Here is a 14,909-nt window from a genome sequence, read left to right as displayed (position 1 = left end):
GTCTCTCTTTAATCAATCGTTATCGCAATGGCTTGATACGGTTCAAGTGTTAACTGACCATCACGCACCGTTACTTCATCATAATTATTAATAATAACATCATTCAATGATAATTCCGCAACATCCACGGTTTGCCCCTCTTCAGATACATTCGCGAAAACAACAAATGCGTCATCTTGCCACTGTCGTTTGTAAGCAAAAACGGCTGGATGATCCGGGTAAAGTAGCTGGAAGTCCCCTTTTACCACAATATCATGATCTCTTCGGTACTGAATAAGTTGCTGATACGTAGCAAAGACAGAATCCTTCTCTGCTAAATTCTGAGCGACATTAATCTCAGTAAAATTATCATTCACTGGAATCCAAGGTTGTCCCGCCGTGAAGCCCGCATGTGCCTGATCACCGCGCCACTGCATAGGTGTTCGAGCATGATCGCGTCCTTTGGCATTAATTGACGTCAAAATATCCGCTTCACTGTGACCTGCTGCGAGACGTTCATGATACATATTGATCGATTCAATATCATATATATCATCCAAACTCGCCATCTCATAATTAGTCATCCCAATCTCTTCGCCTTGATAAATATACGGCGTTCCCTTCATCAAGTGAAGTAATATCGCAAATAACTTCGCACTTTCTTGACGATACTCCTCATCATTACCCCATCTGGAGACAATACGTGGTGTATCATGATTATTCCAGAACAAACTATTCCAGCCTTCATCACCTAACTCTGTTTGCCATTTTGCCAATGTACGCTTCAAGTCAACTAAGTTTAGCGGTTTAAGATCCCACTTCTCTCCATCATCTTGTTGGTCCAGTAAAATATGCTCAAATTGGAAGACCATCGATAGTTCTGAGCCATCTGGGTTAGAATACTGCTTAGCGTTCTGGACAGTTGCACTCCACGTCTCACCAACTGTCAAGACATCTCGATGGCCGAATGTTGCCTCATTCATCTCCTGCAAGTAATCATGTAGCTTCGGTCCATCCGCTGTCACAAGTTGATCCGGTTGCTTCCCAATCAAGTCAATCACATCAAGACGGAAGCCTCCAATGCCTTTATCCAGCCAAAAATTCATCATCTGATAGACATCTTGGCGCATGGCTGGATTTTCCCAGTTCAAATCAGGCTGTTTCTTGCTAAATAAATGCAAGTAATATTGGCCAGTTTCTTCAGAATATTCCCATGCTGAACCACCGAATGTCGATTGAAGATCGTTCGGCACCCCACCATCAACAGGATCCCGCCAAATATAGTAATTGCGGTATGGATTATCCCGACTTGATTTTGCTTCCTCAAACCATTCATGTTCATCACTCGTGTGATTAACGACCAGATCCATCACAATGTAGATACCACGTTTTTTCGCTTCTGCAATTAACTGTTCCATATCTTCCATCGTTCCAAACGCCGGATCAATCTGTTCATAATTACTAATATCATAGCCATTATCATCACCAGGTGACTCATAGACGGGACTAAGCCAAATGACTGTAATACCCAGCTCCTTCAGATAATCTAATTTTTCCGTAATACCGGCAAGATCACCCACTCCACTTCCCGTCGTATCATTAAAACTCTTTGGATATACTTGATAGACAACCGCTTTTTTCCACCAACTCATAAACATCCTCCTTCACTTATTACTTTTATTGTAAGTGATTACGCATCGAGACTCAAAGTAAATTAATTTGTTACCGTTAACGAATTTTTATGAGCACCGAAGAAACAAGTAGCCTGGATTACTTCGTCGTTCCTCCAACAATTAAATTTGGCGAGAAATATAGCATCTCCGGCATGTCTTTCGCTGGATCTTCTTTGCGCTTAATCTTTTGTACTAACATTCGGGCACAAGCTTCTCCCATCTCAATAATAGGCTGCTTAATCGTCGTTAGCTTCGGATGTGCAATCTGATCTAAGAAAATACCATCATGTCCTGTAATACCGTAATCATCAGGAATACATTTATCTTGATCAGTTAGGGCCCGAAGCACCCCAATTGCCAGTCGATCTGTTGCACAGATAAAAGCCGTCTTCGGCACAAATTCATCTATATGTTCGTTAATATATTGCCGTGAGATATCAGAATCATTCACTAGAGGAATAATATGTGGTGTAAGATCATTCGCCGCCATCACTGTCTTATAGCCAACTTCTCGCTGACGCGCAAAGGGTTCATCCACTGCCATCTGAATAAAGACAAGCTGCTCATAACCCCGTTCTAGACAGTAATGACAAACCGTCTCGATACTCTTCGTATTATCTAAATCGACACAATCATATCCATGATCATTCGCCCCGAACAATACCACTGGATCCTCTAGCGCATCGATCTCCGTGAAATCATCCTCACGCATCCCACAGATAATATATCCATCGCTCTGCCCGAAGTTCCGACTATCCCGCGTGAGCAACTGCAGTCCGTACGAGTGTTTATCGAGTTCTTTCGCGATTCCTGTTAGCAACTTCATATAATACGGCTCAACCACATCCATCTCTTCTAGAATATAGAGCTTAATCATTTGGGTTTGCTGATTCGCTAGAGCTTTAGCTAGTCGATTCGGTTTATAATTCAACTCAGCCATGGCGTTATGCACTAAGTTCTGCAACTCTTCTGTCACTTGCTCAGGATGATTAATCACCCGCGAGACTGTCATCTTACTCACATTGGCCCGTTTTGCCACATCTGATAATGTTACCATACAATCACCTTTCTTCTTAACCCTTCTTTCCATCCTCATACTGCTGGCGACGCGCATGACTTGATCCAATCCCTAGCTGCTCACGATATTTCATCACACCCTGCCGTGATAGTTTTTGGGCTTGTTCAGCCAACTGTTGCGCAATTTGTTGATCCGATAAGGGGGCTTGTTTATCTTCTGCCGCAATTAAGGCCTCGATAGCTTCCTTTAGCGCTGCTTGCGTTTGATTATCCACCACTGAACGTTTTGACAATAAGCTCTTCAAGGCTACCGTACCATGAGTCGTTTGTAAATAAGTTCCGCGAATCGCACGTGAAATTGTCCCCACACTTAGTTGTAATTGTTGGGCTAAGTCACTCAAGTGAATGGTCTGAAGCGGTGTATCTTCCTGCAAGAAATAATCGGACTGGGCCATCACTATCGCCGTACCGACACGCTTAATAATCTCTCGTCGTTCTTGGAGTGCTTGATTTAACTGATCAAATTCTTGTTTTTTTGCTTGAATATAGCGCTGAACACTCGGCTTATCGATTGCCTTCAACTCCTCATAATACGCCTGGTCAAACTCAATTAATGGGGTCTTATAAGGGGTCTCTCTAACACTGATCTGTCCGTCTTGCACCATTACTTCCAACTCAGGATATACCATCTCTGTTCGCGGTGGTATGTATAAACTAGCTGGCACTGGACTTAACTTCTGAACAAACTGAAAAACTTGCTGAACATCTTCCAATTCAATGCCGAACTCACCAGTCACCTTACTGAAGCGTCGATTAACGAGCGCATCGAACTGCTGTTTTAAGATTTTATACGTTAATGGTGGTGCCTCATCCAATCGTTCTACTTGTAGCATCAAGGCTTCGCGTAAGTCACGTGCTCCAATCCCTGGTGGGTCCAGTTGTTGCAGAAGGGTCAGCCCATCGATCACCATCACTTCACTCTGGCCTGTTTCATTCATTCCTTCTTCAACGGATTTCATCACATACCCATCCGTATCTAACTGACGCACCCACCACATCACCACTTCATGAAGGGGTGTTTTTCGGTAAAATAATTCCACTTGCTCGACAATAAATTCAAATAATGTCAGCTGTGAATGATGCAATTCCACATCATAGCCATCCGCTCGATCGGTATGATCTAATTCATCATCCGACTCCAATTTAACTAATGGATTTTCCATCATATAATCATGAATATAGTGCGATACATCGACACGCTCAAGTTGCAACAACCCCATTGATTGGTGCCAATGTGTGGTCGATCGGTTTAATTGATTTGATTGGTTCATTCTATCATCTTGATTCATCTCACTCACACCTCATTTTTCTCTATTATATCATATTATAAGCGCTTTCCAACAGTTGGAATCTACTTCGCCGTATGATTTAGCTTCCAACACCTTCAACCAACTCCAACAAAAAATCGTTCAACTTATATCTACTCATTAATTGACTTGAATAGATAAAGCCGAACGATTGACTGATTCATCATTATGCTTTCTACAACAATCATGCCATAAGTTCACGTGCTTAATACCTTATTTATCGGCTCCTTGAATTAATGTCTTCACTAAGATGTGGTCACCAATATACGGATTCTTCTTGCCCTGCTTAATCATATATTGATCGCTTCCCTTCCCAGCAATGACAATCACTTCTTGCTGACTATATTTCGCTCGCTCGACAGCTGTTTCGATTGCATTCACCCGGTCTGGTATGAAAGCTGGTTTCATTGATTCTCCCACAATATGAGAAGCGATTTGTTCAGAAATTGCTTCTACACTATCAAAGTTCGGATCATCTTCCGTTAAGATGACTTCACCTGTGTAATCAGAGAGCACCTTGCCCATATCCGCTCGGCGCGATTCTCCTTTTCCACCAGGAGCTCCAAGAATAACCGTTAAACGGTGATCCGGGTAATGATCCACAATAAAGTCAAGTAAACGCTTGAGACTAATATAATTATGGGCAAAATCAACATAAATATGATTGTCCTTACCAAATGCGGTATGTTCCATCCGCCCCGGAACCGATGCATGGGCTAATCCCGCTTGAATAGCAGCTACTTCAGTTGAGAGCAATCGGCCAATAATCGCCCCACACAGTGCATTTTCTTTATTAAAATCACCGGGTAAGGCTAACTGATACTTACCCATTAGCTCGAGTGGATCTTTTGCAGACTCAATTGCGAAGTCTTCTGCTTTACCAACTGTCAAATCTAACGTGTAGTCTCCTTGCTCAACGCCATAGCTAATCACTTGTTGACTATAATGTTGAGCTACTTGCTGAATAAAATCATAGTCATTTAACTGACGATTAATAACAGCAATATCCGCATGTTTCATCAATTCTGTCTTGCAATAAAGATAATCTTCCAACGATGGGTGTTCATTCACCCCGATATGATCCGGTGAAAAATTCAAGAATGCGGCAACATCGAATCGCAACCCAAACACGCGCTTCATCTTGAATGCTTGCGAAGACACCTCCATAAGCACGGTACTCATCTGATTAGAGCGGGCTTCAGCGAGCATCGCCCATAAATCAAGTGCCTCCGGTGTTGTTAAGTTAGCCGGACGTTGACTCTTCCCATCCAAACTGATTGCTAAAGTTGAAATAAATGCCGTCTGTCCCGGTTGTGCTTCTTCCAAGATTGAGCGGGTCAGGAAAGTGGTTGTTGTCTTTCCCTTTGTTCCGGTAATTCCGACTAACTTCAACTGCTCATCCGGTCGTTGATAAAATTCACGCGCCACAACTGCCATCGCTTTTCGAATATCGGTCACGATAAACCCGATCGCACCAACTACATCATAGGACTTCTCTGCAATATAGCACGACACACCCGCCTCGACTGCTTGTTGGATATAAGCTTCCTTGAAAGACGCCCCCTTGCAAAAGAATAATGTCTCTTCCGATACATCTTGCGAATTGTATGATAAGTGTGTCATCACCCGGTCAATCTGATCATTATCCCATCTATCATAATAATATTGACCATTATCGTTTACCGCTCTAAGTAACTCATAATGGAGCAATAAATCTCTTAATTCTGTCATTGTTATTGCGTACATACCGTTCATTCATCTCCTTGTGCCACTATCTTACAGATTCATCATATCCTGTGAGATACTGAGTTATTAATTCATTGAAGCTCTATTTTCTATTATTTAATTGCTATATGCTACACGCATCAAAACAGTCAAGCTATTTTATCATTTTACCAAATAATTATTAGCGTGAGAATATATAACACGTATTTTTACTTTTTTATCACAAAAATATCCGTCATTTCACTGAAAAAACGCAGCACACCGCTGCGTTTTTAGAAAAATTTTATCACTTATTTCTTTTGTCTTCTGGCCAATTCGATTCCAGTGACTACAATAATACCAAGTACAAACAGCACAATACTTGCTACAAATACAAATGTATTCGCAAACGGGTAGCTACTTGTTGGTGCTTGTTGGGCAATCACACCAATTAAGGTCCAAAATGCTGGTAACATCACCAACATTGTTCCTTGGCTACGATAGAAGAACAAGCCTAACAGCATCACTAATGTCAAAGCTGCAACCGCCCAGAATGCCCCCATCATGCCAATTCCATCGAAACCAAAGTCTACCATCATTGTCGTTAAGTTGGCAAAATTAGCCACAATAATCCAACCAAAGTGAATGCTCATTGGTAACGTTAAAAACCAGAATTTGCGCTTCGATTGTTCAATTTTAGATAATTTATCAGTCATAAGCGCTAGCGTGAATCCGTAAGCAAATATCAAGACCATTGATAGCAATATTTGATTATATGTCCACGCAAAAACCCACGCAATATTCAAAACCATCCACAACCACGCAAAGGGACGAATTTTTCGCTTATACACGTCACGTGTTTCTCTATCCACCAACGGAATAAATTCAACAACAATAGGCAAAATCGTCAATCCATAGATAACTGACCAAATACTGAATGTAAAACTAGCTGGCTCAACTAAATTAGGATAAGTCGCCGCAACTTCAGCTAATGTCCGAGGTAAGCCAGTCGCAGTGGCACTTAAGTAATTCACTAGTAGAACCAGTGCAAATAAAACAGGTGATACCCACGGACGCCAATTAAATGACTTTTTGCTCTGTGGTTCCGTTGTTTCGGTTTCTGACTGTAACGGAGGTTCTACTTCAACATCAACTTCTTCTGGTCCAGTAGCTGACTCCGGTACGAACGGTTCTTCCCCCTTTGACGCTGATGTAGACATATCATCAATATGTTCATTTGATTCAGACTCCCATTGAGAATCGACAGATGCGTTTGTTTCCTCATATGTCTCTGTTTCTACATCTGGACCGAACAATGGATCATATGACGAATCTGTTTCTTTTTGGTTATCTTCTCGAGTCGGTGACGTCATCTTTAACAACTCCTTTTCTCTTTTTGTATCTAGTATACCATATATCTTCTTAGTTCACGGAAAAATCTACTGTCCGAAATAATTGATTCCCATTGCATCTTTAACTTCTTTTAACGTTTGCGCAGCTACTTTCTCTGCTTTTTCACTACCTTCTTTTAACATGTTCATCACATAATCAGGATTGGCAGCAAATTCTTCTCGACGTTCGCGAATAGGTTTCAGCTTAGCTTGCAAAATGTCATTCAAGTAACGCTTAATTTTCACATCTCCTAATCCCCCACGCTCATAATGATCTTTTAATTCCTGAACTTTTTCTTGATCATCGGCGAAGACATCTAAGTATGTGAAGACAACATTTCCTTCGACTTGACCCGGATCTTCAATGCGAATATGATTTGGATCAGTGAACATACTCATTACTTTTTTCTGAATCTCATCAGCTGAATCAGATAAGTAAATACCGTTGTTCAGCGATTTACTCATCTTTCCTTTCCCATCAATTCCGACTAAACGCCCTTGTCCTTTTGGCGGCAAGATAATTTCCGGCTCGACTAACACATCACGATCATAAATACGATTAAAGTCACGGGCCACTTCTCGAGCTTGCTCGATCATCGGTTGCTGGTCATCGCCTACCGGTACGTGTGTCGCTTTAAAGGCAGTGATATCAGCCACTTGACTAATTGGATACACATAAAAACCAACTGGCAAACTTTGATTAAAGTTTTTCTGTTGAATTTCGGACTTAACAGTCGGGTTTCTCTCCAAACGTGAAGTGGTCACTAAGTTCATATAGTACGCTGATAATTCAGCTAATTGTGGGATTTGTGATTGGATAAACATAGTCGTCTTCTCTGGATCAAGTCCCACTGCTAAATAATCCAATCCAACTTGTAAAACACTTTCTTGAACTTTTCGAGGCTCTCTAGCATTGTCAGTCAAAGCTTGCTGATCAGCAATCATGACATACAACGCTTTACCGCCTTCATTTTGCAATTTAACTCGATTAGATAACGATCCAACATAGTGCCCTAAATGTAATTTCCCTGTTGGCCGGTCTCCCGTTAAAATAATTTGACTCATATCACTTGTTTCCTCCCTATTCTGTATCATCGTCCCCTTTATTATACACAAAAATAGGCTAAATATTAAGAATTTCTCTTATTTTCCTGAATTTTAGCCACGATTACTCTCTCTGTGATATTTTTTAACCTATTTTATAATCTTTTTCATCATTTAATTGAATTTTAGGACTTGAGACTGATATACTTATAATTAGTTATGTGTATAATGACATTGACTAGGAAACAACAGCTTGCTGATCCATGACAGGAAGGGGATCCCTATGAAAATTTTAATGACCACTGATTTATATAAACCGACGATTAATGGCGTGGTAACTTCTATTGAAACATTGAAAGAAGCTTTAGAAGCACAAGGACACGATGTTCGTGTGCTCACCTTAGACCACGATTCTGAGATTAATATGGAATCCCACGTCTTGTCTACCTCATCCTTTAATATAAACAAAATATATCCAGGCGCTCGCTTCACCTTATCAACGAACAATGATATTTATACTGATATTTTGCGTTGGCAACCTGATATTATCCATTCGCACTGTGAATTCAGTACTTTCCGTATGGCCAAAACATTCGCTCGTAAGTTGAATATTCCAATTATTCACACTTATCATACCGTTTATGAAGACTACACGCACTATTTCTCCCCGAATCGAAAATGGGGCAAGAAACTTGTCAGTGTTTTTTCTAAATATATCTTAAAACATGCTGAAATGGTCGTTGCCCCAACTGAAAAAGTCAAGCAATTACTGGAAAGTTATGAGGTTGATCAACCGATTCAAGTCGTGCCTACCGGTATTTCTACTGAGAAATTTAATTACACCTTAAGTAATTCAGAATACGCCGCTTTAAAAGAACAGTACAATATTGCGCCAGATGATCGAATCATTCTTTTCTTAGGGCGCGTTGCTAAAGAAAAAAATCTCGATGAAGTGATCCGTTACTTAGCTGATATCAAGCCAGACCAGACTACTTTTCTTATTTGTGGTGATGGACCGCATACGCAAGAATTGAAGACTTTGGTCGAATCACTCGGTGTCCAAGATTTAGTCAAATTTGCCGGTATGATTGATCCAACTGATGTCCCTAAATATTATCAATTGGCAGATATATTTACCAGTGCATCTACGAGCGAAACGCAAGGCTTGACATACATTGAAGCTTTACTAAGTGGCACGCCTTTGCTTTGTCGCTATGATACCTGCTTAGAAGGCGTACTTTACCCAGGAGTAAATGGATATGCTTATACAGAATTTGATGAATTTAGACAATATTTGACAACTCTGTTAAATAATCGTCAAAATTTGTCCAATATGGGGGTTAAAGCCCGTCAATTAGCAATTGAAGATTTTTCAGCAGAAAAATTTGCTAAAAAAATAAGTCTAATCTACCGACAAGCAATCAAATTAAATATCATGACACAACAACTCAATCCTCATACAAGCCAGTTATCAAAAGTTGTTGATACTATCAAAGTTTGGGTGTAAACAGACATGAAAATAAATACAAAACAATCACGCTTAATTATTAATATCTTAAATATTTTAGGAATTGTCGGTACGGTCATTTTTATTATTTGGGCTTGGCGCCGAAACCTATTCACCGATGAGACCGTAATGAAGTACTATCTTGGAAAATTCGGTCCGGGAGCACCTCTCTTTTTTATTATCATCCAAATTATCCAAACCGTTGTCCCTATCATACCAGGCGCCTTAACCATTCCGCTCGGGATTGTTGTTTTTGGCCATGTGCCTGGCTTTTTTTATAACTTTATCGGTATTATGATCGGATCGGTCATGAACTACTTCTTGGCCAAAAAATATGGACGCCCCTTAGTCCGATCACTCGTCAGCGAGAAACAATACCAAAAATATATCGGTAAGCTGGAATCAAGCGAAGGCTTCAAAAAATTATTTATTGGCAGTATGTTCTTCCCGGTTACCCCAGCTGATTTCTTATGCTACTTAGCGGGACTATCCAACATGAAATTCAAAACATTCATGTTCGCCCTCTCTGCCGGCAAACCCTTCACTTTATTGTCCTATTCGTACGGTTTATTATTTGTTATTCGGATATTCAATACATTTGTTTAGAAAGGCGATATAATGAAAGTTTTTCTCCACAGTGATATGCAAGATGCCATCGAAAAAAGTGGTGTAGGTCGAGCAATGATGCACCAACAACTTGCTCTGGATGCCGCCGGGATTGATTATACCTTGGAAGATACCGGTGATTACGATATCATCCACATTAACACCATCTTCCCCCAATCTTACTTAAAAGCAAAACAGGCTAAACGACAAGGTAAAGCCGTTATTTATCATGCACACTCAACAGAAGAAGATTTTAGAGATTCTTTCACCGGTGCCAATTTAGTTGCCCCTCTTTTTAAACGGTGGATTCGTCGTTGTTATAATAGCGGTGACCTAATTATTACACCGTCTACCTATGCTAAAAATTTATTGGATCAGTATAACTTAACGCCTGATATCAAAGTTGTCTCAAACGGCATTGATCTCGATTACTGGCAAGCCTCTGCTGACGAAATCGCAACATTTAACAACACTTACCGTCGCGACATCAATAAGCCACTAGTAATTTCAGTCGGCCTTCCGATTAAGCGTAAAGGAATTATTGAGTTCGTTGAATTAGCTCGGAAATGTCCAGACAAGGAATTTATTTGGTTTGGACATACCAATCCAGCGTATTTACCCAAAGATGTGCGTGCTGCTTACGAAACTAAATTACCTAACTTAACCTTTGCCGGCTATGTAGAACGCGATATCTTACGCATTGCATATCAGGCCTGTGATCTCTACCTCTTCATGACATATGAAGAAACGGAAGGAATCGTATTACTTGAAGCACTCGCCAGTCAAACCAACGTCATTGTCCGTGACATCCCTGTTTTTAACGCACCATTTAGCCATGGTAAAAACATCTACAAAGCAAACTCACTTGCAGACTTCAAAGTACAAATGGACGATCTATTAGCTGGTAAAATACCTTCACTTACCCAACCTGGCTATAAAATCGCCCAATCACGCAGCATCCAACAAGTTGGCCAACAATTAAAATCTTACTACCAACTTGCTCTAAACTGCATCCAGAACATATAAAAATCGAGCAGGAGACCATCCATAAATTGACAAGTCTTCTGCTCGATTTTTCTATTATTTTGTCGCTTGAGTGAATTCAACAATCTCGTCAATTTCGGATTTGTCTTCGCAGGTGATCAACATCCACTGATCCCCTTGCATATCAGCAATAATGCCACGAATCGCATCCCTACCGCGCACGCGGTCACCATAATGTTGATAAATCTCATCAAGAGAATGCTGATAATTTGTTTCGTTTCGGCGTGTCACAACGACTCCTAATCGCTTCTTGAAGTGCGGATTATCGAAGGCTTCATCTTTGACCACTAAGGCATAATGTTTGAATAGATCATGTGAGAATAGATGATTGTACGCATCAATTACAAACCCACCCGTCATCCGATTATTGTACTCTAAGGTAATATAGTTCCCGTCTGGCAAGCGGAAAAACTCAAGGTGGAAGAACCGCTCTGTCATATTGAATTCGGATAAAATACGGCGCCCAATCTCACGTAACTTAGGATCTACCTCACGATCAATCACAATATACATATCCGTTGATTCATTCATAATATCCAATGTTGGTATATTGTGCGTAAAGCTCGCTTCGAACACAATATTCCCCTCTTGATCTAACAAGCCATCATACGTACATAATTCACCACTTACGAATGGCTCTAAGAAATAAGGCACTTCCTCGGCCCAGCTTTGCTTAAAGTCTGCCACATCTGCTTTAGATTCTAACTTATAAGTTGCACTGGCGCCAACACCACTATCAGGCTTGGCAATAACAGGCAGTCCTCCTAAGGCTTCAATCGCTTCGTCAATTTCACTCACCGCCGCTATCAATTCTCCATCCACAACTGGCGCATCACACGCCTTGAATGAACGCTTCATCTCAGACTTATAACGCGTTGGGATTAAATCATTAGGCCGTAAGCCAGCAATATTAAATTGTTCGCGAATAGTCGCATCTAGTTCTAACCAGTGTTCATTATTAGATTCCACCCGGTCAATCGGTCCATGCTTATAAATCAAGAAAGCAACCGCTCGAATAACTTCTTCACGATTTTCTAAATCATCTACTCGAAAATATTCTGTTAAATGCTCCTTTAAGACATCACTTAAATGATCATACGGTTCTTGACCAATCCCCAAAACGGTCATCTCAGTATTATCAAGTGCTTCAATAAATGTTTGAAAGTTAGGTGGATAATGTGGTGATACCCATAAAAAATTCATTTTTCCCCTCCGTAATCCAGACGTTTACTAAATTTCATATTATCTTGGTTCTTCTGTTACATTTGGTATTTTTTTATCATCACCGAAGTTACTGTTAACCAAATACAGATCGCGACGTGGGAAAGCAAAGTTCAAACCAACATCGTAGAAACGTTTGTAAATATTGCGTCGAACTAAATCTGGTAAAATAAACTCTGTCTGTGATGATTGATCATCTATCCAGAAAAACAATCTCAACTGAACATCATTATCACCGAATGCCTCACAATAAACTTCAGGTTGTGGATCACGCACTTTATACGCATATTCGGTATCCTGCAGATCATATACCGCCTCACGTAATTGCTGATCCGCTAATTCAATACTATCACCATACTCAATTCCCACTTCAACCGTTACTCTTAATCGTTTATTAGAATACGACCGGTTAATAAATTTATTCTCCAAGAAGTAGGAATTCGGAATAATAATACGTTCGTTCAATCGTGTTCTTACAATGGTGTGTCGAATTTTTATCTCTTCAATATCAGTAAATGTGTCATCAATAATTACTCGGTCTCCTACACGAATTGGTCGGTCGAATAAAATAATAAGACCCGAAATAAAGTTATTCATGATATTTTGTAATCCAAAACCAAGTCCAACCCCGATAACAGAACCGAAGATCGCTAGACTAGTAAAGCTAAATCCTAATGAATTAAGGGCAACAATTACCATAATAATCATTAATGAATAATGAACGAGCGTATTAATCGTTGCACTTACACTTGTTTCAATATTGTACCGTTCATATATATTCGGCAAAATGTGATCAGTCAATATACCTGATAGACGATATGCAATAATGACGGAGAATGCTAGCACAATAATAAGTTGTGGCGTTACATCTGTCTCCCCAAGTGCAAATAATGGTCTGGTCATCCAACTTGTTCGACCCAAGTATTGAAAAATATAGATTGCCACTACAAGCACACCTACCCAATTCAATACAACATTCAACATTGATTTTAGGCGATTAGACTTCACGCGGCGTGAAATCATCACACGTAATATTCCCCAAGCAGCTAAAATCAATAAAAAGCCACCTATCGCTCCGATCCAAAATAATAACCCTGTGTCTCTTAAATTCTCAATCATCTGTACCATCTTACACTCACCTTTCTATTTTCATTATACCAAAACCATCTCCTTATATCATCTTTTTAACGAAAAAATAAAAATAAATGTACGGGCTTATAATGCCTCATGACAACTTAGAGAGAAACGTTAGCTCATTCTAGTCAATATTTATTATTTACTATTTTACTCATTATTATATATATAAACGCAATTCATCCACAACAGGAACAACAATCACATCTGAGCTCAATTGGTCTATTAAGCCACGCTCTTCCAATTGCTTAAAGGCACGCGTAATAGACTCCGGTGTTGTGCCAAGGTACGTTGCTAAATCCTTTCTTGACAATGGTAAGTGTACTTTTGCTGTTGATCTATCTGGACCTATCTCACTCGTCAAGTACCAGGCTAAACGTTTCGCGATGGGTCTATTAGCAATATGAATGGTCTGTTCTTGTGATTGACTCAAGCGACGAGACATCTCTTCCAGTAATTTCAAAGCCACTTGCGGATAATCCAACAACATCTCTTGAAACTTATCAACAGGAATCACACAAATCTCACTATCCATTGTTACTTGCGCGAACGTTTCATCATTTTGCACCGTATTGAATAATGACCACTCTCCAGTAAAATCACCTGGATATAGCACACGCAAAAGTTGTTCATCTCCTTCATGCGTCAAGTGGAATAAGCGCACTTCACCTGAATGAACAATATAAAGTGCCTCGCCAGATTCATCTGCTCGAAATAAATAATCATCTTTTTTATACGTTCTATGTTGTGCGACCTTTGAAATTAGTGCCATTGATTCTTTTGGTAAATGATTAAAAATAGGGACCAACTCTACACAATACTCATGACTCATTACCAATCACTCCTTCTTCTTTATTTTACCTAACATCTCTCTGCGTAACAATATATCAGACCGATTATACAGTCATCATAAAGCTTGTCTAATCTATTACACTTGATCTCTATCAAGTGACTATCATCAGTTATCATTAAATCTAGTCATTAATACTCTATAAGATTTCATAACAGATAGATTAGATAGATGCGCACTTTGCTAAAAAAAATTAATTATCTCACAATATCAGCTATCACTCTAAGACCAAAGTTGTAGAAGTTATCGAAAACAACTAAGACTAAAGTCCTAAATTGACTAAAAATGGGGTAGTTCACGTATTTTACACGTCAAATTCACACTTAATTCATAATATAAGACTAAAATAACTCAGTACCTTAAAAAAAGATT

12 protein-coding genes are annotated in these 14,909 nt (G+C 39.8%); 3 read left to right on the top strand and 9 right to left on the bottom strand.

Going from position 1 to position 14,909, the window contains the following annotated elements; genetic code table 11:
* Window positions 1-8: 8 nt before the first annotated feature.
* The 6 genes from HMPREF9703_RS02995 to trpS form a co-directional block, all read right to left on the bottom strand.
* Entirely contained in the window at window positions 9-1,637 is a 1,629-nt protein-coding gene (locus tag HMPREF9703_RS02995; protein ID WP_040376802.1) for a glycoside hydrolase family 13 protein, read from the bottom strand.
* Window positions 1,638-1,749: 112 nt separating this feature from the next.
* Window positions 1,750-2,709, bottom strand: coding sequence for a LacI family DNA-binding transcriptional regulator (locus HMPREF9703_RS02990; RefSeq protein ID WP_004635493.1), 960 nt, complete (start codon window positions 2,707-2,709; stop codon window positions 1,750-1,752).
* Window positions 2,710-2,725: 16 nt separating this feature from the next.
* Window positions 2,726-4,018: an RNA polymerase factor sigma-54 gene (gene rpoN, locus HMPREF9703_RS02985; RefSeq protein ID WP_004635491.1), complete on the bottom strand. Its 1,293-nt coding sequence runs from the start codon at window positions 4,016-4,018 to the stop codon at window positions 2,726-2,728.
* Window positions 4,019-4,249: 231 nt separating this feature from the next.
* Complete coding sequence (murE, locus tag HMPREF9703_RS02980) at window positions 4,250-5,782, bottom strand: UDP-N-acetylmuramyl-tripeptide synthetase (RefSeq protein ID WP_040376909.1); 1,533 nt, start codon at window positions 5,780-5,782, stop codon at window positions 4,250-4,252.
* Between the two features lie 269 nt (window positions 5,783-6,051).
* On the bottom strand, window positions 6,052-7,113 hold the full coding sequence (locus tag HMPREF9703_RS02975) for a TspO-related membrane protein (RefSeq protein ID WP_004635487.1): 1,062 nt from the start codon (window positions 7,111-7,113) through the stop codon (window positions 6,052-6,054).
* Between the two features lie 66 nt (window positions 7,114-7,179).
* On the bottom strand, window positions 7,180-8,196 hold the full coding sequence (gene trpS / locus HMPREF9703_RS02970; RefSeq protein WP_004635485.1) for a tryptophan--tRNA ligase: 1,017 nt from the start codon (window positions 8,194-8,196) through the stop codon (window positions 7,180-7,182).
* Window positions 8,197-8,458: 262 nt separating this feature from the next.
* Here trpS and HMPREF9703_RS02965 point away from each other — a divergent pair, with 262 nt between their 5' ends.
* From HMPREF9703_RS02965 to HMPREF9703_RS02955, 3 genes are read left to right on the top strand one after another with little or no spacing between them, the layout of a single operon-like run.
* Complete coding sequence (locus HMPREF9703_RS02965; RefSeq protein ID WP_004635484.1) at window positions 8,459-9,682, top strand: glycosyltransferase family 4 protein; 1,224 nt, start codon at window positions 8,459-8,461, stop codon at window positions 9,680-9,682.
* Window positions 9,683-9,688: 6 nt separating this feature from the next.
* A complete protein-coding gene (locus HMPREF9703_RS02960; RefSeq protein WP_004635481.1) occupies window positions 9,689-10,288 on the top strand; it encodes a TVP38/TMEM64 family protein in 600 nt (199 codons plus the stop codon).
* A 12-nt stretch (window positions 10,289-10,300) separates the two neighbouring features.
* Complete coding sequence (locus HMPREF9703_RS02955) at window positions 10,301-11,314, top strand: LTA glycolipid anchor biosynthesis glycosyltransferase, IagA/BgsA family (RefSeq protein ID WP_004635479.1); 1,014 nt, start codon at window positions 10,301-10,303, stop codon at window positions 11,312-11,314.
* A 54-nt stretch (window positions 11,315-11,368) separates the two neighbouring features.
* On the opposite strand, the gene HMPREF9703_RS02950 is transcribed toward HMPREF9703_RS02955, so the two are convergent.
* The 3 genes from HMPREF9703_RS02950 to HMPREF9703_RS02940 form a co-directional block, all read right to left on the bottom strand.
* Window positions 11,369-12,535 carry an ATP-grasp domain-containing protein gene (locus tag HMPREF9703_RS02950; RefSeq protein WP_004635477.1) on the bottom strand — a complete coding sequence of 389 codons (1,167 nt, stop codon included), beginning with the start codon at window positions 12,533-12,535 and terminating at the stop codon, window positions 11,369-11,371.
* 39 nt (window positions 12,536-12,574) lie between these two features.
* On the bottom strand, window positions 12,575-13,681 hold the full coding sequence (locus HMPREF9703_RS02945; protein ID WP_004635475.1) for a mechanosensitive ion channel family protein: 1,107 nt from the start codon (window positions 13,679-13,681) through the stop codon (window positions 12,575-12,577).
* 166 nt (window positions 13,682-13,847) lie between these two features.
* Window positions 13,848-14,519: a Crp/Fnr family transcriptional regulator gene (locus tag HMPREF9703_RS02940; RefSeq protein ID WP_004635472.1), complete on the bottom strand. Its 672-nt coding sequence runs from the start codon at window positions 14,517-14,519 to the stop codon at window positions 13,848-13,850.
* Between the last annotated feature and the right edge of the window lie 390 nt (window positions 14,520-14,909).

It is taken from the genome of Dolosigranulum pigrum ATCC 51524 (genome assembly GCF_000245815.1).
GTDB lineage: Bacteria > Bacillota > Bacilli > Lactobacillales > Carnobacteriaceae_A > Dolosigranulum > Dolosigranulum pigrum.
This window is presented reverse-complemented; position numbering and strand designations above follow the sequence as displayed.